The organism is Alkaliphilus serpentinus, assembly GCF_009017255.1.
In the GTDB taxonomy this organism is placed as follows: Bacteria; Bacillota; Clostridia; order Peptostreptococcales; family Natronincolaceae; genus Alkaliphilus_D; species Alkaliphilus_D serpentinus.
In genome coordinates this window covers 83,061-100,396 of the sequence record NZ_WBZB01000012.1, presented here as the reverse complement: position 1 = coordinate 100,396, position 17,336 = coordinate 83,061, and the positions used below count along the sequence as shown (strand labels likewise).

The 17,336-nt window shown below is 37.3% G+C and carries 16 protein-coding genes and 1 riboswitch; all 16 genes read right to left on the bottom strand.

The features are described 5' to 3' along the window. Window positions 1-82: 82 nt before the first annotated feature. The 16 genes from yabP to F8153_RS03740 all read right to left on the bottom strand — a co-directional run bounded on the left by yabP (window position 83) and on the right by F8153_RS03740 (window position 17,221). The gene (yabP, locus tag F8153_RS03815) at window positions 83-379 is read right to left on the bottom strand and encodes a sporulation protein YabP (protein ID WP_151865035.1); all 297 of its coding nucleotides are present in this window, start codon (window positions 377-379) and stop codon (window positions 83-85) included. A gap of 73 nt (window positions 380-452) precedes the next feature. Continuing rightward, window positions 453-1,436: a SpoIID/LytB domain-containing protein gene (locus F8153_RS03810; RefSeq protein WP_151865034.1), complete on the bottom strand. Its 984-nt coding sequence runs from the start codon at window positions 1,434-1,436 to the stop codon at window positions 453-455. 381 nt (window positions 1,437-1,817) lie between these two features. After that, window positions 1,818-2,063, bottom strand: coding sequence for an RNA-binding S4 domain-containing protein (locus tag F8153_RS03805; RefSeq protein ID WP_151865033.1), 246 nt, complete (start codon window positions 2,061-2,063; stop codon window positions 1,818-1,820). A gap of 194 nt (window positions 2,064-2,257) precedes the next feature. Beyond that, complete coding sequence (locus F8153_RS03800; protein WP_151865032.1) at window positions 2,258-2,536, bottom strand: HU family DNA-binding protein; 279 nt, start codon at window positions 2,534-2,536, stop codon at window positions 2,258-2,260. 101 nt (window positions 2,537-2,637) lie between these two features. After that, a complete protein-coding gene (gene yabN / locus F8153_RS03795; RefSeq protein ID WP_151865031.1) occupies window positions 2,638-4,122 on the bottom strand; it encodes a bifunctional methyltransferase/pyrophosphohydrolase YabN in 1,485 nt (494 codons plus the stop codon). A 14-nt stretch (window positions 4,123-4,136) separates the two neighbouring features. Beyond that, the gene (locus tag F8153_RS03790; RefSeq protein ID WP_151865030.1) at window positions 4,137-5,729 is read right to left on the bottom strand and encodes a putative polysaccharide biosynthesis protein; all 1,593 of its coding nucleotides are present in this window, start codon (window positions 5,727-5,729) and stop codon (window positions 4,137-4,139) included. A 461-nt stretch (window positions 5,730-6,190) separates the two neighbouring features. Next, window positions 6,191-6,742, bottom strand: a complete 552-nt coding sequence (spoVT, locus tag F8153_RS03785) for a stage V sporulation protein T (RefSeq protein ID WP_151865029.1) — start codon at window positions 6,740-6,742, stop codon at window positions 6,191-6,193. Window positions 6,743-6,901: 159 nt separating this feature from the next. Beyond that, window positions 6,902-7,858, bottom strand: a complete 957-nt coding sequence (locus tag F8153_RS03780) for a peptidylprolyl isomerase (protein ID WP_151865028.1) — start codon at window positions 7,856-7,858, stop codon at window positions 6,902-6,904. 32 nt (window positions 7,859-7,890) lie between these two features. Beyond that, complete coding sequence (gene mfd / locus F8153_RS03775; RefSeq protein ID WP_243136888.1) at window positions 7,891-11,412, bottom strand: transcription-repair coupling factor; 3,522 nt, start codon at window positions 11,410-11,412, stop codon at window positions 7,891-7,893. A gap of 69 nt (window positions 11,413-11,481) precedes the next feature. Further along, window positions 11,482-11,862 carry a hypothetical protein gene (locus tag F8153_RS03770; protein WP_151865027.1) on the bottom strand — a complete coding sequence of 127 codons (381 nt, stop codon included), beginning with the start codon at window positions 11,860-11,862 and terminating at the stop codon, window positions 11,482-11,484. A 30-nt stretch (window positions 11,863-11,892) separates the two neighbouring features. Beyond that, window positions 11,893-12,450, bottom strand: a complete 558-nt coding sequence (pth, locus tag F8153_RS03765) for an aminoacyl-tRNA hydrolase (RefSeq protein ID WP_151865026.1) — start codon at window positions 12,448-12,450, stop codon at window positions 11,893-11,895. Window positions 12,451-12,463: 13 nt separating this feature from the next. Next, window positions 12,464-13,411, bottom strand: a complete 948-nt coding sequence (locus F8153_RS03760) for a ribose-phosphate diphosphokinase (RefSeq protein WP_151865025.1) — start codon at window positions 13,409-13,411, stop codon at window positions 12,464-12,466. A gap of 63 nt (window positions 13,412-13,474) precedes the next feature. Continuing rightward, window positions 13,475-14,842 carry a bifunctional UDP-N-acetylglucosamine diphosphorylase/glucosamine-1-phosphate N-acetyltransferase GlmU gene (gene glmU, locus F8153_RS03755; protein ID WP_151865024.1) on the bottom strand — a complete coding sequence of 456 codons (1,368 nt, stop codon included), beginning with the start codon at window positions 14,840-14,842 and terminating at the stop codon, window positions 13,475-13,477. 161 nt (window positions 14,843-15,003) lie between these two features. Further along, window positions 15,004-15,300, bottom strand: coding sequence for a septation regulator SpoVG (spoVG, locus tag F8153_RS03750; protein ID WP_151865023.1), 297 nt, complete (start codon window positions 15,298-15,300; stop codon window positions 15,004-15,006). A gap of 142 nt (window positions 15,301-15,442) precedes the next feature. Then, complete coding sequence (gene purR, locus F8153_RS03745; protein ID WP_151865022.1) at window positions 15,443-16,261, bottom strand: pur operon repressor; 819 nt, start codon at window positions 16,259-16,261, stop codon at window positions 15,443-15,445. Window positions 16,262-16,411: 150 nt separating this feature from the next. Then, window positions 16,412-17,221, bottom strand: coding sequence for a transglutaminase-like domain-containing protein (locus F8153_RS03740; RefSeq protein WP_151865021.1), 810 nt, complete (start codon window positions 17,219-17,221; stop codon window positions 16,412-16,414). A 15-nt stretch (window positions 17,222-17,236) separates the two neighbouring features. Further along, a riboswitch (cyclic di-GMP riboswitch) is annotated at window positions 17,237-17,318 on the bottom strand. Window positions 17,319-17,336: the final 18 nt, after the last annotated feature.

The window sequence follows — 17,336 nt, the reverse complement described above, 5'->3', positions numbered from 1 at the left end:
ATTTATAGTATTTTCCATGGGGTGTATTGCATTTATTCCTTAAAAAAAGTAAATCCTTTGTTTGGATTTACTTTTTTATGCTCTATTTAAACATTTTTCCTAATAAGCCGGAGCTTTTACTACCTAAGCTTTCTCTATTACTATATTGCATGGAGAACACCGTTCCTGTTATCACTACATTGCCGTCCTCTATATTTAGCTTGCTAACATCTAGCTCCTGCCCCTTTATAGTTAATAATCCGGCAACAGTATCAAGGATGATTACTTCGCTATTGAAGCTATTAACGTGTTCAACTCCTGATATTGAAACCTTCTCTCTGTTTTCTAGAATCATATTATGATTTTTATTTTTATTTTTATTTACTTTACCTTCATCCACCCTTTTTCACCTTCCCCATCTATCTTCTCAAGTTATAGTATGCGGAAGGCACTGGGAATAGAACCATTTTAGGCTAGTCCCACAAATTGACTACCCTTACATTTTTAAAGTAGTAGGTAATAATTTCTGAAGCACTTTTCCCATCCTTGGCCATTTGATATGCGCCCCATTGACTCAACCCTACTCCATGGCCATAGCCTACGCCCTCCATAATTACCTTGTTTCCCTCAACTGAAATGTTTTTTAGCTGAGTAGATTTCATTTTGGTACTGTCTAAGGCAACCCTAAAGGAAGCAGCATTTACGGTTGCTTCTCCTATCTGAAGCTTGGTGGCCCTTCCGGAAGGTCCGGTTTCTACTACCTCAATGGCACTAAAATCTGCCACCTGCTGTCCTGATTCACTGACAGCCTGCTTAATTTTATCTTTAGTAAATTCAGCTCTCCAGTTGGTATCCTCTGGAGGAGCCTCTGCAGAATCCGGAGACTCTACAACTTGAATGTATGGGGGTTCTTCCTCTTCAAAGGCCAACCCCTCTTTAGCCGTTGCTGTTTTCCCGCCGGCATGGGCATGGAACCAGGCTTTAATATATTCATCCTCATGGAGGGCTACCATTCCTCTGGTTCTTTGTACAGCTTCTTTAATTCTGTCATTGATCTTTGCTGCATCCCATGCTTGAGCCTCCTCTATATCGGTGGATACATGGGCTCCTTCATATTTAGAGCCGCCCTTTGATGTTACGAACTCCATTACAAAGGTTCTAGCTAGGATAGCTTGAGCCGCTAAGGCCTCCTCTGGCCAATCATTATGCATTTCTCCTGCCAATACACCCTCAACATACTCTTCAAAGTTCATTTCTTTAATTCCTTGGTTCTCTACTAAATATACCTTAAGACGGGGCTCTTTCCCTTCACCTTGGCTTATTTCCTCTGGTATAGGGGGGATATCTCCATCTCCTGGGTTTCTTCTTCCTTCAGGCCTTTCCTGAGGCCTACAGCCAAAGGCAGATATCGTTAATAAAATAGCTATGAGTATAAGGATAAACTTTTTATTTTTCATACAAAACCTCCTCGTATAAATAAGTAATGAGTAATGTTGAATGTTGAATGTTGAATGTTGAATTATTGAATAAATTTGCTCTATAGAAGCAAATTTATATTGTTTGAAATTTACATAGTAAATTTCTATTAATTAAAACAACATTGTTATTACACATATTATTTGTCTCTAGAAGGATTGTATGCAGTTTTTCAATAATAAGATTTAGCTTAGCTCATGTTGGGATTTTACTTTTAAGTCTTATCTTTTAGGATAACTTTTCATTTTTCACTTTTAATTTTTCACTACAAACTCTGAATTTTTCCTTATTACTTATTACCTATTCCCTATTAACTTACCTTTTGTATCTTGCCTTTCACTATTAACTATTAACTGGTTTCCTTACCCCTCTATAATCCTATACATTTCCTTAGCATCGTCCTTTGAAACATGTTCCTTTACTGTAGTAATTTCTGCAATAAATTTTTTGTCTCCAAACTGTATTTCAATGATATCCCCTTCTTTTACCTCAGTACTGGCCTTGGCAGGTTTATTATTTATTGTGATTCTTCCACTATCGCTGGCTTCCTTGGCTATAGTTCTGCGTTTGATTATTCTAGATATCTTTAAATATTTGTCTAGTCTCATTTTGACACCTCCGTTAATAATGTTGAATGTTGAATGTTGAATGTTGAATGTTGAATTGATGTAGCTTCGATTCCTCGAAGCAATTATAAAAAATATTAAAAAACACTATATAATAACAATATTGAGTAATTAAATTAAAGTAATGGCAAATCACTCGCCAAAAGATAAAAAATCAGGTCTAAGACCTGATTTAATTATCCGTTGATTTTCTCTTTTAAAGTCTTACCAGCCTTGAAAACTGGAGCCTTAGAAGCTGGGATATCAATTACTTGCTCTGGGTTTCTTGGGTTACGTCCTTGTCTAGGCTTTCTTTCTCTTACGTCGAAAGTTCCAAAACCAACTAATTGAACCTTGTCTCCTCCTACTAGAGCCTCTTCAACACTTTCCATAAAAGAGTTCAATGCTAATTCAGCATCCTTTTTTGTTAATGCACTTTTCTCAGCCATTTTAGAAACTAATTCAGCTTTGTTCACTTAAAAAACCTCCTTTAATTTTAGAATACGTATGTGATATTCTCTTTAAAATCAGAAAATCCTTCTTTTTATTAGATTTTCTATATTTTTTTTCCACATTTTTAACATTTTGGTGCTATTGTATTATTTTTTTTGCTTTCTTCCCAAAGAAGATCCATTTCAGCTAAAGACATGTTTTCTAGTTTTTGCTCCATTTTTTTCGCTTTGTCTTCTATGTAGCTGAATCTTTTTAAGAATTTGTTTATTGTAGACCTTAGGGCATCTTCAGGTTCAACCTTATAGAAGCGCAAAAGATTTACTACTGCGAATAACAGGTCTCCACCCTCTTCTTTAATTTCTACAGGGTTTCCTTTTTCTTGTGCTTCTAATAGCTCCTGCAATTCTTCATGAATCTTATTAATCACATCCTGAGGGTTGTCCCAATCAAAGCCCACCTTTGCTGCCTTCCTTTGAATCTTATCTGCCCTCATTAAGGCTGGTAGTTCCTTTGGTATTGAAATCATCGACTCTGTATGGCTTTTTATATGCTTCTCCTGCCTTTTTTGCTCTTCCCAACTATCTAGGGCACCTTCACTATCCTCTACCTTTACATCTAAAAAGACATGGGGATGCCTATATACAAGCTTCTCACAGATTCCCCTAATAACGTCTTTAATGTTAAAGGCTCCTCTTTCCTTTGCAATTTGGCTATGGAAAACAACCTGTAGTAATAGGTCTCCAAGCTCCTCTTCAAGGAGGAGGTCATCTTCAAGGTCAATTGCCTCTAAGACTTCGTAAGCCTCTTCTACTAAATAAGGCTTTAAAGTCTCATGAGTCTGCTGAATATCCCACGGGCAACCGTCTTTATGTCTTAATCTTTCCATGATGTCAATTAAATTATTCATATTATAAAATCTTTTTTGATTGCTGTCAATCCTTGGTATATAAAGGCTGGTAAGATAATCCACCCAATCAACTCTATCTAGTTGGTACAAGGGTAGCCTTTCAACCCTCTCCAATTGAGGTACTGCAGCTGCCCTTATTACAAATACCTCCTGCTGATAATCATAATACTCCATCAGCTTAAGCTTAACCTCCGAAGCCACATAAGAGTCATACATCTGTGTAATGATATTAGCCACCAGGGGATCGGGCTCCTGATGATCTAGCTGTAGTGCATCTAATAGCTTAAATCCAGCTACAGGGTCTAAGCCCACTATAGGCAGCAATACATCTAAAAAGCTCATGGCTGGAATAACATCAATTTCAATGTTTTTTTCCTTTACTTGATTAACCAATAGGTCAACAGTATATTCTGCCACATATGGATGACCAGGAACTAAATAAAGGATGTCTCGATCAGCAGCTTCCCTCAATAAATACTGGCATATATGCTGATAAACTTCATCAAAGCTTTCATGTTGATTATAGACATCGTCGAAGCTCTTATAGTTGATGCCTTCCTTTACTAAATAATCAACTGTTGGATGTTTTTCTGTTCTAAGGTATAGGTTATTATGGTTTTTTATGGCCTCCACCACTCCAAGAGTGAGGTGTTCTTTAGAACCAGGGCCCAAACCAGCAATGGTTATTTTACCCACTTCCATTCTCCTTCCTACTGCTATAAAACACCGAATCTATCTAAGATCTTTATCAGCTTTCCTCCACCAGGTAGCATATTAAAATCTTCCCTTGTAATGGTTTTTGTTGCTATAAGCATAACCCCATAAACGATTCCACCAATAGTAATAGAGGCTACAGTTGATAGCTTTTCTCCAACAAGAGGAATAAATGCCATATGGGATAGTTTTACAACAATTGCCATAACGATAACGGCAATGATTGGCTTTATAAGAACTCTGTTCTTGTCTAAGGTTACAAGAGTATATTTCTTTAGAGAAATATAGTTAAGGGATGCGGCTACCAAGTAAGCCATTACTGTCCCTATAGCAGCACCATTCACATTTAGGGCAGGTATCCCTACCAGTACATAGGTTACAATCAGTTTGAATAGTGCTCCCACAAGTAGGTTTCTAACTGGTATAACCTGCCTTCCTAATCCTTGCAATATACCCGTCATGGTTTGAATTTGAGTTATAAAAAGAACCGAGAAGGATAGATATAAAAGAACCCTCCCTACACTTGCAGGTTCATTTGGAAATAGTAGTTGCATAATGGGTGTAGATAAAACCGCCAAACCAACTGCTGATGGTAATCCTATTAACATAGAAATCCTCATGGCAGATTGGGTATCTCTTTGTATTTCTGGCAAATTATTTTTTGCACTAGATTCTGCTATTACAGGCACGATACTCATGGCTAATGCAACGGTTAGAACCTGAGGTAAATTAATTAGGGTTGTGGCCATTCCTGTAAGCTGTCCATATAAGCTATTTGCTTCAGAATATGAGAATCCTATGGATTGAAGTCTTCTTATTACGATGGCTGTATCTAAGAGGCTTATTAAGGGTATAATGGAAGCTCCTATGGTTATAGGAATAGCAATCCTCATTAACTCCTTAATAATATTACTTGAATGATCCCTTTCACCAATAAGGGGTTCATTATGGTTCTTAAGCTTTCTCTTATGTCTATAGTAGATGATTAGGATTACCCCTAATCCAGCGATTCCACCTGCTGTTGCTCCGAAGGATGCCCCTGCAGCTGCATATTCTACACTCTGATTCATTAAGTATACAGCTAATAATAGTCCTATAATTACCCTCACCAGCTGCTCCACCAGTTGGGAAACGGCTGTTGGCACCATGTCCTTTAATCCTTGAAAGTAGCCCCTGTAGCCTGCCTGCATCGATACAAAGAACAAGCCTGGTGCTAAGGTAATGACGGCATAGAAGGCCTTAGGACTTTGCACGAAGTCATTTACAAAATATCGAGCTCCAAAAAATAGTGCCAGGGAGAAGGTTGAGCTTATGATAAAAAGCACCAGCATGGATGTTTTAAACACTTGATTGGCACCGATATAATTGTTAAGGGCCCTTTTTTCTGCTATAAGCTTTGAAATTGCAGTTGGGAAACCTGCGACAGAAAAGGCCAAAAGAAAATTAAATATTGGATAACCCACCTGATAGTAACCTAAACCCTCTGAACCTATTATATTTCCTAATGGGATTCTAAAAAATGCTCCCATAACCTTAATGAATATTCCTGCAATTCCTAGAATAGCAGCACCCTTTAAAAAGGACTCCTTTTTCATAATATCTCTCCCTCGTTGATCAAATCATGCTTAATTATAGCAGAAAACGGTTGTTGAAGCAAAATAAATGATTATGTTATGTTGAATGTTAAATGTTGAATTGATGAAGCTTCCATTCATCGAAGCAATATATATTAAAATTAAAACCATATGAAAACAAAATATCCATACACAAAAAATTTTAACTATTAGTTATTAGTTATTCACTGTATTTATATCTTTAACATATAATTGATAATCTATAGCCTTCGGCTATGGAATTAGAACAAAAGCATTTCATGCGTTAATACTTATGGTTAAAATGCTTTTGTTTTCCAGAGAACCCATGCGTTCTCTAGGACACTCCGTTGTACTCTCCTTATTTTTATAAGGGGGAGGGGCCCCTTATGATCCCCCATTTAATAGGAAACAAAGAGAATTTTCCTATTAAACAAGTAAAAACCCCGGAGACCGGGGTATATTTACTGTTCCATTTGCTTTGATAAAAAGGCTGCTGCTGTCTGAGCAATTTTCTTTTCGGTTTCTCCCATTGTGATTCCCTTTTCTTTAGAACATAGAATTACAGTTCCTATAGGATCACCTTGGGTAACTATTGGCGCAATTACTTGAGCATTATATTTGCTTCCATCGCCTTCATCCGAAGCTATAGGATAATTTTGCTCCCCTTGATTTACTATGATTACCTCCCTTTCATCCATCAGCTTTTCTAAGGTTTTACTCACTCTTTTATCCATATACTCTTTTTTAGATGCTCCTGCAATTGCAATAATTGTATCCCTATCTGTAATGATTGCCATATGACCCAATGCCTCTTGAAGGGATTCAGCATACTCTGTTGCAAATTCGCTGAGTTCTCCTATTGGAGAGTACTTCTTCAATATTACCTCCCCTTCTCTATCAGTAAATATCTCTAAAGGGTCACCTTCTCTTATTCTAAGGGTTCTACGAATTTCCTTAGGAATTACCACTCTTCCTAAATCATCTATACGCCTTACTATACCTGTTGCCTTCACTTATATAACCTCCTAGTGTAAGTAGTATTGTATCGTAAATATATTATTTTACTGATTCCTCTTTTTTATGCACTAGAGGGAAAAAATGAAAAGGCTAAAAAAAATTAGAGGGGTTTTAACCCCTCTAACAGCTTTTGAACATCTGTAGGCATCTATATATTATTTTATTTCGTCTATTTCCTTCTTTTCTATTTCAGCTTTATTCATTAATTCATCAATGTGGGCTCTAAGTTCTTGTAGTTTAAGACCCTCGATAATTCCTAGGGCTGCTTCTTCAAATTTTACTTCTTCAGATAACTTATCTTCTACAAGTATTAAATGGTAACCAAACATGGTTTGAACTGGTTCACTAACTTCACCAATTGGCAGGCTAAAGGCTGCATCAGAAAACTCTTGTACCATCGTATGTCTATCGAAGTAGCCAAGATCCCCGCCTTTATCCTTATTGCTTTCATCCAAGGAATACTCTTTCGCTAAATCTTCAAAGCTCTCGCCATTTGCGATTCTTTCTTTTAACTCCTGAGCAATTTCAAGCTCACCAACTAAAATATGTCTAGCCTTTACCTTTTCATTTATAAAGGCTTCTGTATTTTCATCATAGTACTTCTGAGCTTCAGCCTCACCGATTTCTGAGTTTTCGATAAAGAATACTTCATACTTTGACATCAGCTTTCCTGTTTTTAGGAAACTCTTCATAAACTCATCGTCTATATTATTTTCTGTCATATAGTTATTAAAGGCTTCATCTTGATCCCTATCAGTTTGAAATTGGTTAAAGGCTTCTTCTATCTCAGAATCTTCAACAACTAAATTGTTCTTTTTCGCTTCCTCTGTAACAACAGCCTCTAATACTAGCTTATCCATTACATAGGTTTTAATTGTTTCTTCTAAGGTTAAACCAGTGGTGCCTTCATCCTTTTTTAGTTCTTCTGTTGTATAACCATATGAGAATAATAATACATTTTTATTATATTCCTCTAAAGATACTTTGGTTCCATTTACGATAGCAACGGACTCTTCATCTAACTTTTTGTTTCCACCACATCCCACCAGCAGTAAGCTCATGGTTAAAATAAGGACTATGGTCATAATTATTCTATTCTTATTTTTAATCATAATTTTCAACTCCTATCTATTCGTCCTTTCTATTATAACGAATTTATAGGTTTTTGCAAACCACTAATTTTTTCTATAATATCCCTAAGGTCGCTAAGAACCTTATTTTGGTCAGTAGTAGTAATTTTATAAACAAAGTAGGGTTCCTTTGAACCGTGAAAGCGAAGGGTTCTGCTATAATTAAATAGGGCTTCGCTAATATTCTCTGGCATTAACATACTTCCATCCTTAAATGTTATGGTTATTTCCCCAGCTTTTTGGTTGATGCTGGTGATTCTTAAAGTCTTTGCTAGGGCCTTAATATACGAGATAGAAAGTAGGTTTCTAACACTGGCTGGTATATCACCAAATCGATCCTCGATCTCCTCTTCAATACTATATAAATCCTGTTTGTTTCTTATGGATGCGATTTTTTTGTAAATTTCTATTTTCTGACTTTGGTTTATTATATACTTTTCTGAAATGTATGCATTCACACTAAGGTCTATGGTGGTTTCCTCAAAGTGCTCAACCGTTTCTCCTTTAAGGCTTCCTACAGTCTCCTCCAACAGCTTTACGTATAGGTCGTAGCCTATGGCAGCCATATGTCCGTGCTGCTCTCCACCTAAAAGATTACCGGCACCTCTAATCTCCAGATCTCTCATGGCAATTTTAAACCCAGAACCAAACTCAGTAAAGTCTTTAATCGCCTTAAGACGTTTTTCTGCAACCTCTGATAGGGCTTTATTTTTTTCATACATCAAGTAGGCATAGGCTTGACGATTGGATCGTCCTACCCTTCCTCTAAGCTGATACAGTTGAGATAATCCTAGCTTGTCGGCGTCATGAATAATGATTGTATTAACATTGGGAATGTCTAAACCCGTCTCGATGATGGTAGTACACACTAAAACATCGTACATACCCTGATAATACTCTATCATCAGGTTTTCTAGCTGTCGTTCACTCATTTGGCCATGTCCTACTCCAATTCTAGCATTAGGTACCATGTGGCCTATTTTAGCTGCCATTTGATGAATACCTTGAACTCTGTTAAAGACATAATAAATTTGTCCTCCTCGGGCAATTTCTCTAGCGATAGAGTCCTTAATTATGTCATCACTGTGGGCCATCACATAGGTCTGAACGGGATATCTTTCCTCTGGAGGGTCCTCTATTACACTCATATCCCTAATGCCGATCATTGCCATGTGTAGGGTTCGTGGGATTGGGGTAGCCGTTAGAGTTAATACATCAATATTCTTCTTTAGCTGTTTTAAATTTTCTTTGTGTTTAACACCAAAGCGCTGCTCCTCATCTATAATTAGCAGGCCTAGATCTTTAAAAGAGATATCTTTAGAAAGTATGCGGTGGGTACCTATTAATATATCTACATTTCCTGTTCTTAGATTTTCTAATATTGCCCTTTGTTGGGCAGGGGTTTTAAACCTGCTTAACATTTCAACCCTTAATGGAAAGCCTGAAAATCGTTGAGCAAAGGTATTATAATGCTGTTGGGCTAGTATAGTGGTGGGGACTAAGAAAGCCACCTGCTTACCCTCCATAGCGGCTTTAAAGGCTGCCCTAATGGCCACCTCTGTTTTGCCGTAGCCTACATCACCACAAAGGAGACGATCCATAGGCCTTTCTTTTTCCATATCCCCTTTAACCTCATTAATAGATTTTAATTGGTCTGGAGTTTCTTCATATGGAAATAAATCTTCAAACTGTTTTTGCCATTCAGTATCCTCACTAAAGGCATAGCCTTTAGATTTCTCCCTTTCGGCATAGAGCTTTAACAGGTCTTCAGCCATATCCTCAATAGCCTTTTTAACTTTAGCTTTGGTTTTTGTCCATTCCACCCCGCCAAGCTTATTCAGCTTTGGTGGGTTCTCATCGCTACCAATGTATTTTTGAATGAGATCCATTTGATCGGTGGGTACGTAAAGATGGTCTTCTCCAGAGTATCTTATTTTCAAGTAGTCTTTTTTAATGCCTTCTACCCTAAGCTCCTCAATTCCAATATATTTTCCGATTCCGTGGCCTTCATGGACTACAAAGTCTCCAGGCTGAAGGTCTATAAAGGATTTGATGGGTGCTGCATCCTTTCGTTTCTCCTGATGCTTCTTCTTTTTATGAACGCCATATATTTCTCCATCAGTAATTAACATGTATTTTGAGGATACATATTCAAAGCCATTTTGAAGGCTGCCCTGCATAATTACTATTTGTCCTGATTGCAAATCCTCTTGGGGGGAAACTACAAAGGTGGCTTTTATACCTCTTTCTTTTAGGAGTTCCAATAGCCTCAGGGCCCTCTCTTTGGTACCAGGCAATAGGGCTATTTTATAGCCTTTGTATTGTAGGGTCTTTAGCTCTTCAACTAAAAACTCAATTTTACTATTATAATTCTGAACACCTCGACTGATAAAGTTGACTACTTCCCTAGGCTGGAAGTCGGGATTATATTTGGGTAGGATATTCATGGTGGCGGAAGGAAATTTCGTTATTTTAGCAACCAGTTCATCGTAGCTATAGAGTAACCTTCCCTGAGAGGGTAATACCTCTCCCCTCTCTAACAAGGTTTGAAAGTTATCTCGAAACTCTTCTGTTACCGCTTCTGCACTCTCCCTTATGCGTCTGGGCTCATCTAGAATTATTAATGAGTTTTTAACAAGATAATCTAAAAGAGAGGCCTCTCTTCCCTCTAAATAAGGTAATAGTAAATTTCGTCCTTGAAAAACCATATGATTTCTAAGCTTTTCCTTTATTTCATTAAACTTGTCTATTAGCTTTTGCTGGCCTTCACCAACGAGTTTTTCTGCAGTCTTATTGAGCTCTTTAGATAATCTGTCTTCAATAATTTGGAGATCCTGATTCTCGATGATTATTTCCGTTGCTGGGTATACCCTTACAGAATCTTTTTTATCGACGGATTTTTGGGTCTCTGGATTAAAGCGTCTAATAGAGTCAACCTCATCATCAAAAAGCTCGATTCTAAAGGGAAGCTCCTCAGAGGCTGGATAAACATCAATAATTCCCCCTCTAATACTATACTCTCCCCTTACCTCTACCATATCGACCCTCTTATAACCTTGATGAAGAAATATCTCGTTTAACCTATCTAAATTAATGCTTTCTCCAACCTCAAAGTGAATATAATGTTTTTTATATTCCTTTGCCTCAGTAATTTTTAGCTGAAGGGCTTCAATTGAGGCTACCACTATGTAGTTTCCACCCCTGGAAAGCCTTTCTAAGACCTTTATTCTTTCTTCGTTTAGGGCTTCTGTCATTGCCTCCGTTTGATAGAATATCATCTCTCTAGCTGGGAAAAGCAAAGCTTGGTCTCCAACATAAAACCTTAAATCTTCATATAGCTGCCTTGCCTCCAACTGATTGTAGGTAATCAGACAAACTTGCCTATCAATCCCTTTAAACATCCCAAAGGCTATATGAGGTTTTTGAGAGTTATTCAGACCATTTATGGCAACAGGGGTTTTGTTAGCCTTGATAGAACCAATTAGCTGATTATATTCAATTGATTTTTTTATTGGTGCTAATAATAGCTCCTTCATTATAAGCCACCATCCTAACATCATTAGCCCGGATTCTTTAACCCGGGCTTATAGATTATTTTGTTGTTTTTATAGATATTTTGTAATGTACCAATTCCAACCACTATGAAATAGGCAGGCAATGATGATGGCTGGTAGTATTCTACCAATTCTAAAATATACCTGCCAGGTTATGAGTCCAAAGATGCTATGGCTTATGACACTGGCTAAAGCCGCCATTTTGCCGATTTTCTTTGATGAGGTTATTATATCATACCCTCCCTCTATGATGCCAAAGATAAAATGAGTGCCTAAAAGGGAGGTGCTGAATAGAACTGCTGCTAAAGACTTAGAGATCTCTTCAATTAGAGGAACCACTGTTATTAATCCTTTATTGCCAATCTTCTTTAAAAAGATTTTATTCCATAAGTAAGCATGAATAGCGGAAATTATTCCTGTAATAATAATCATCCCATAACTCCTTTTTGATTATATTACACCTTAGCCGTTATACTTATTCATAGCCTCCTGAAGTTCCTTTTGGATAATGGTCTCTGCAGCCATTGCAGCCCTTTGAATTACGTCTTTAATTACCGGTATTTCTTCCCCAATAAAGGGGGATAAAACATAATCCCCTAGATCTTCTGTTTCTGGTCTTCCAACACCAATTCTAATTCGTGGGAAGTCATCTCTTTGTAATAGATAAATTATAGACTTCATACCATTATGGGTGCCAGCGCTTCCCTTCTCTCTAATCCGTAAGGAGCCCAACTTTACATCTATATCATCATAAATTACAATGAGGTTCTTCATATCCATTTTATAAAAATTTACAAGGTCAATAACACTTTGACCACTGAGGTTCATATAGGTTTGTGGCTTCACCAAAAGCACCTTTTCCCCAGCAATAAAGCCTTCTCCGTAAAGGGATTTAAATTTAAGCTTACCAACCTTTATTCCATTTCTTTCAGCCAATAAATCGATGGTGTGAAAGCCAACATTATGTCTTGTACCACTATATTTATTGCCTGGATTACCTAGCCCAACAACAATATACATTTTTCTCACCTTTTTATGCGAAAAGTTTACTTACAGATATGTTTTTATAAATTCTGGTGATGGCTTCAGCAAATGTGGGAGCCACTGAAATTACCTTTATTTTATCGATAATCTTATCCTCTGGTAGAGCTATGGTGTTGGTTACTACAAGCTCTTGAATAGCAGACTTCTCGATTCTTTCTAAAGCTGGACCCGAAAGCACTGGATGGGTACAGCAGGCGTATACCTCTTTGGCCCCAAACTCCTTTAGAGCATTGGCTGCTTGACATATGGTTCCGGCAGTATCGATCATATCATCTATAAGAATTACATTCTTCCCTTCTACTTCACCGATAATATTCATAATTTCGGAAACATTTGCCTTCGGTCTTCTCTTATCGATGATGGCAATTGGAGCATCTAGATAATTGGCAAAGCTCCTTGCCCTTGTAACACTTCCTAAGTCTGGGGACACAACAGCAACATCTCCAAGATTTTTGGATTGGAAGTATCTTGCCAGAATTGGCACTCCCAACAGATGATCCACTGGTATATTAAAGTAACCCTGAATTTGAGATGCGTGTAGATCCATAGTAAGAACTCTATCGGCTCCTGCAACAGTAAGGAGATCAGCTACTAGCTTTGCTGTGATTGGATCACGGGCCTTAGCTTTACGATCTTGCCTTGCATAGCCATAGTAGGGTAAAACCGCTGTGATTCTTCCTGCTGAAGCTCTTTTAAAGGCATCAATCATGATTAGTAATTCCATCAGGTTATCGTTGACAGGAGGATTTGTTGGTTGAACCACAAAAACGTCTGCACCTCTAACGGTTTCATTAATATTGGCTGCAATTTCACCATCACTGAAGGTTGTTACCTCTGCGTGACCAAGGGGAACCCCTGTATGCTGTGCAATTTCCTCAGCAAGCTTACTATTGGCATTACCACAAAAAATTTTAATCTCACTACCACTGGTATTCATTCATCTTCCTCCTCATATCTTCTGTTGATCCTTAGGGAAATATCCCTATATCCAGTATGTACATTATTTCTTTTGATTTTTCTTTTCAGCCCAACCCTCTTTGTTTTCTTGTCTGCTTCGGGCTATTGCCAGGGCTCCCTTTGGAACCTCCTTGGTGATGGTGGAGCCACTTGCCACATATCCATTTTCATTTACTTTAACTGGAGCTACTAGGTTAGAATTACTTCCTATAAAGGCATTATCTTCAATAATGGTTTTATGCTTATTTACCCCATCATAGTTTACAAAAATAACTCCACACCCTATATTTACCCCTTTTCCTACTTCTGCATCACCTATATAGGCTAAATGGGAGGCTTTAGAATTATCTCCGATTACTGAGTTCTTTACCTCTACAAAATCACCAATTTTAACGTTATTTCCTATTCTGCTACCTGGCCTTAGGTAAGCGTAGGGTCCAATTGTTGAATTGCTCTTAACAGAACTCTCTTTAATAGTAGACTTATCTATTTCTACATGATCTTCAATGACACTATCGATTATATGAGAATTGGGTCCAATTTTACAACCTTCCCCTATGATGGTTTTACCTTCTAATATTGCTCCAGGATAAATGGTTGTATCGATTCCGATCTTTACCTTTTTTTCAATATAGGTATTGGCAGGATCTATTATGGTTACTCCATTCTCCATGTGTTTTTGGTTAATTCTCTTTCTCATAATGGCCTCAAGGTCTGATAGTTGATCCCTTGAGTTGGCTGCCATTATATCTTCATATTTGTCTGTTTGAAACAGGCCCACCTTTTTGCCCATATTCTTAATAATTGCTAAAACATCTGTTAGATAGTATTCTCCTTGGGCATTATTGCTTTTTAGTAGAGGTAAGGCATTCTTTAGCTCCTTTGAACTGAAGCAATAGATTCCTGAATTTATTTCCTTCACTTCTTTTTCTTGTGGGTTGGCATCTTTATCTTCTACTATTCTTTCCAATTCTAAGTCGTTATTCCTGATAATCCTCCCATAGCCTTGGGGGTTACTTAAGTCAGTTGTCAATACCGTAGCGCTATAGCATCCTTTATTATGATAATCAATTAATGAGTTGAGGGTATCCTCTGTAATTAACGGGCCATCGCCATATAACACAATTACATTGCCTTCATCCTCTATGTATTGTTGAGCCATCATAACAGCATGTCCAGTTCCTAGCTGCTCCTTTTGAAGAACAGTTCTAATCTCCGCCTTCAAGGTGCTTTTTACCTCATCAGCACCATGACCTATTACTACTATGGTTTCAGAAACCTGAGATCCTTCAGCAGCTTCTATTACATGGGCCAACATCCCTTGTCCACATAGCTTATGAAGAACCTTTGGGATACGGGATTTCATTCTCTTACCTTCACCTGCTGCCAATATTATCGCTTTTAATTTCATCCTCTCACCTCCAGGTTTATTTTCAAAATATTTATATTTATAGTATTTTCTTATTTTCGTCCCTTTAATAGTTTATTATATTTTTGATAAATAATGAACCCCTTTTTTCAACAATTTCTCCACATAATAAGGGAGCCTCAAAAGAGACCCCCCGATTAGACTTACTCAGCCATTGCTCCTGCTTCTTCAATCATTTCAACTTCTTCGCCCATTCTTTCATATTCCCCGAAAATGGCATCTTGAATTTTTGAACGAGTGTCGGAATTAATTGGGTGGGCAATATCTCTGAAGTCACCCTCTCCCATCTTTCTGCTAGGCATTGCAATAAATAAACCATTTTGCCCTTCAATAATCTTAATATCATGTACTACAAACTCATCATCAAAAGTAACAGAAACAATTGCCTTCATCTTACCTTCCGTTGCTACCTTTCTAATTCTTACATCAGTCACTTGCATTGTCCCTCACCACCCTTCTTCTGCCTGCTGGAATGCATGTCATTTTATCCTGTATTCTCCACAAAATGGAGATATCCTTCTTAATTCCCAAAGTTTTCAGAATTTATTTGTTAATTGATTATAAAAATTACTAATATACAGGTTAAATTAGCTTTGGATTAGGATATATATCGATAATTCCATCCCTTTCGTTTACCTCATCCAGTATTAAAAGTGAGGTATAATTCTCAACTAATTTATTCTCTGGCCCTTTAGTTGAGATTAGCACGCCAATACCTTCTACTGTTACATCAAACTCCCTCATCATATCCATGACTCCTTTTGCAGTACCTCCTGCCTTCATGAAATCATCAATAAATATCACTTTAGAATTTGGTTTTATTGCCCGCTTGGCTAGGGACATTTGTTGAATTTTGCCAGAGGAACCAGAAACATAGCTTATGCTTACCGTTGATCCTTCAGTAACCTTACTATCACTTCTTAAGATTACCAATGGTAGATTTAAGGCCTTAGCCACCATCATTGCTAGAGGGATTCCTTTGGTTTCTACAGTTACTATATAGTCTACTGATTTATGACTAAATTGACTTGCGAAAATGACTCCTAAATTTTGAATGATACTAGGCCAGTAAATGATATCTGCCATATATAAAAAGCCCCCGGGTAGGATTCGATCTGGATCCATTAGCATTGTGCTCATTTCCATTAATAGCTCTTTATTTTGAGATTTATTGGTTTGAGGAATAAATTTTACTCCTCCAGCTGCCCCTGCAATTGTCTCTATTCTACCTAAGGACATCTTCTCCATAGCCTGCTTAACGATAACAAGGTCCTCACTAATGGTAGATTTAGCTGATTGAAATCTTTCGGTAAAATAATTCAACGTATATATTTTATTCGGATGATCTCCTAATATTTTCATCATTGCTGCAATTCTCTCGTTCCGTTTAAGCTTGCCCATAAATTTCCTCCAAAAATGAATTATTTTTCTACTTAGCTTATATTTTATTCGTTTTTTTGAAAAAAAACAATTAGTATCCGCTTTGATTATTTTCTAAAAAACCAAAAACCCCACGACCATTAATGTCAGGGGGTTTTTAAAAGTATATTTTTAAAAGAATTTTTGTGCTGAATAAGTATTTGAATCTTTATACTGAGATACCTCTCTATTTGATTGATAGTAGGCTGCATCAAAGGTGGTATCCATAACCTTCCATTCACCTTCTACAAGTACTTCGTTCCATGCATGATATTCTCCAGGAATTTCTGTAGTGTAGCCCTTTACCATCTTTGTTGGAACCCCTACACTTCTTAGCATCGCTGCCATTAGAGCTGAATAATCGTAGCAGATACCTTGTCCATCTTCAAGGGTGGAGTCGATATTGGGTAAATATAAGGGAGTTAATGTTTCGATCTTTTTATAATCATAGCTTATGTTTTCTATAATATAAGTATATATAGTCTCTACCTTTTCTTGGTCTGTTGTTTTGCCTTCAGTGAGCTCTTCTGCAAGCTTTATTGCCTCATTTGATTGGTCCCAGTTAATCTCTTGTATAGAGTTGAGAAAAACTGCTTTATAATCCTCAAGCTGTAGCTGAACTTTCTTGGTTGATAGGCTGCGATACTTATTTCCTTCAGTATTCTCCATGATTTTTATAGTGTAGCTTCCGTTGCCCATTTGCAAAGGGAATTGCTGAATTTCGTCTTCATTGAAAATATTATATGTATACCTTTCTCCATCCTTTTCAATAAGAAGCTTTAATCGATTTTGGTTATTACTGTTGTTGTATACACCGATTAATCCTACTTTTAGGTCATCCTCTACAAGGTAGATATCAGAATTGCCTCCATAGGAAAAAACGTTAAAGGTAAGTAATGTAATCATTATTATAATTAGAGATAATACTCTGCTTTTTCTCATAGAAAAAACTCTCCCTTCGGTAGCTCGGCTGCCATTCTTTCGATTAGGCCCTTTGGCTTTGCGTCCCACAGTTTCCCATGGTTTGCCTTTATCGGCGAAAAGTTGCTTGCAACAA

Bases quoted from the DNA above. Each gene is read 5' to 3' on its own strand.
- F8153_RS03810 (WP_151865034.1), bottom strand. From the start codon at position 1,436: ATGAAAAATAAAAAGTTTATCCTTATACTCATAGCTATTTTATTAACG.
- F8153_RS03805 (WP_151865033.1), bottom strand. From the start codon at position 2,063: ATGAGACTAGACAAATATTTAAAGATATCTAGAATAATCAAACGCAGA.
- yabN (WP_151865031.1), bottom strand. From the start codon at position 4,122: ATGGAAGTGGGTAAAATAACCATTGCTGGTTTGGGCCCTGGTTCTAAA.
- F8153_RS03790 (WP_151865030.1), bottom strand. From the start codon at position 5,729: ATGAAAAAGGAGTCCTTTTTAAAGGGTGCTGCTATTCTAGGAATTGCA.
- F8153_RS03780 (WP_151865028.1), bottom strand. From the start codon at position 7,858: ATGATTAAAAATAAGAATAGAATAATTATGACCATAGTCCTTATTTTA.
- mfd (WP_243136888.1), bottom strand. From the start codon at position 11,412: ATGAAGGAGCTATTATTAGCACCAATAAAAAAATCAATTGAATATAAT.
- F8153_RS03770 (WP_151865027.1), bottom strand. From the start codon at position 11,862: ATGATTATTATTACAGGAATAATTTCCGCTATTCATGCTTACTTATGG.
- pth (WP_151865026.1), bottom strand. From the start codon at position 12,450: ATGTATATTGTTGTTGGGCTAGGTAATCCAGGCAATAAATATAGTGGT.
- F8153_RS03760 (WP_151865025.1), bottom strand. From the start codon at position 13,411: ATGAATACCAGTGGTAGTGAGATTAAAATTTTTTGTGGTAATGCCAAT.
- glmU (WP_151865024.1), bottom strand. From the start codon at position 14,842: ATGAAATTAAAAGCGATAATATTGGCAGCAGGTGAAGGTAAGAGAATG.
- spoVG (WP_151865023.1), bottom strand. From the start codon at position 15,300: ATGCAAGTGACTGATGTAAGAATTAGAAAGGTAGCAACGGAAGGTAAG.
- purR (WP_151865022.1), bottom strand. From the start codon at position 16,261: ATGGGCAAGCTTAAACGGAACGAGAGAATTGCAGCAATGATGAAAATA.
- F8153_RS03740 (WP_151865021.1), bottom strand. From the start codon at position 17,221: ATGAGAAAAAGCAGAGTATTATCTCTAATTATAATAATGATTACATTA.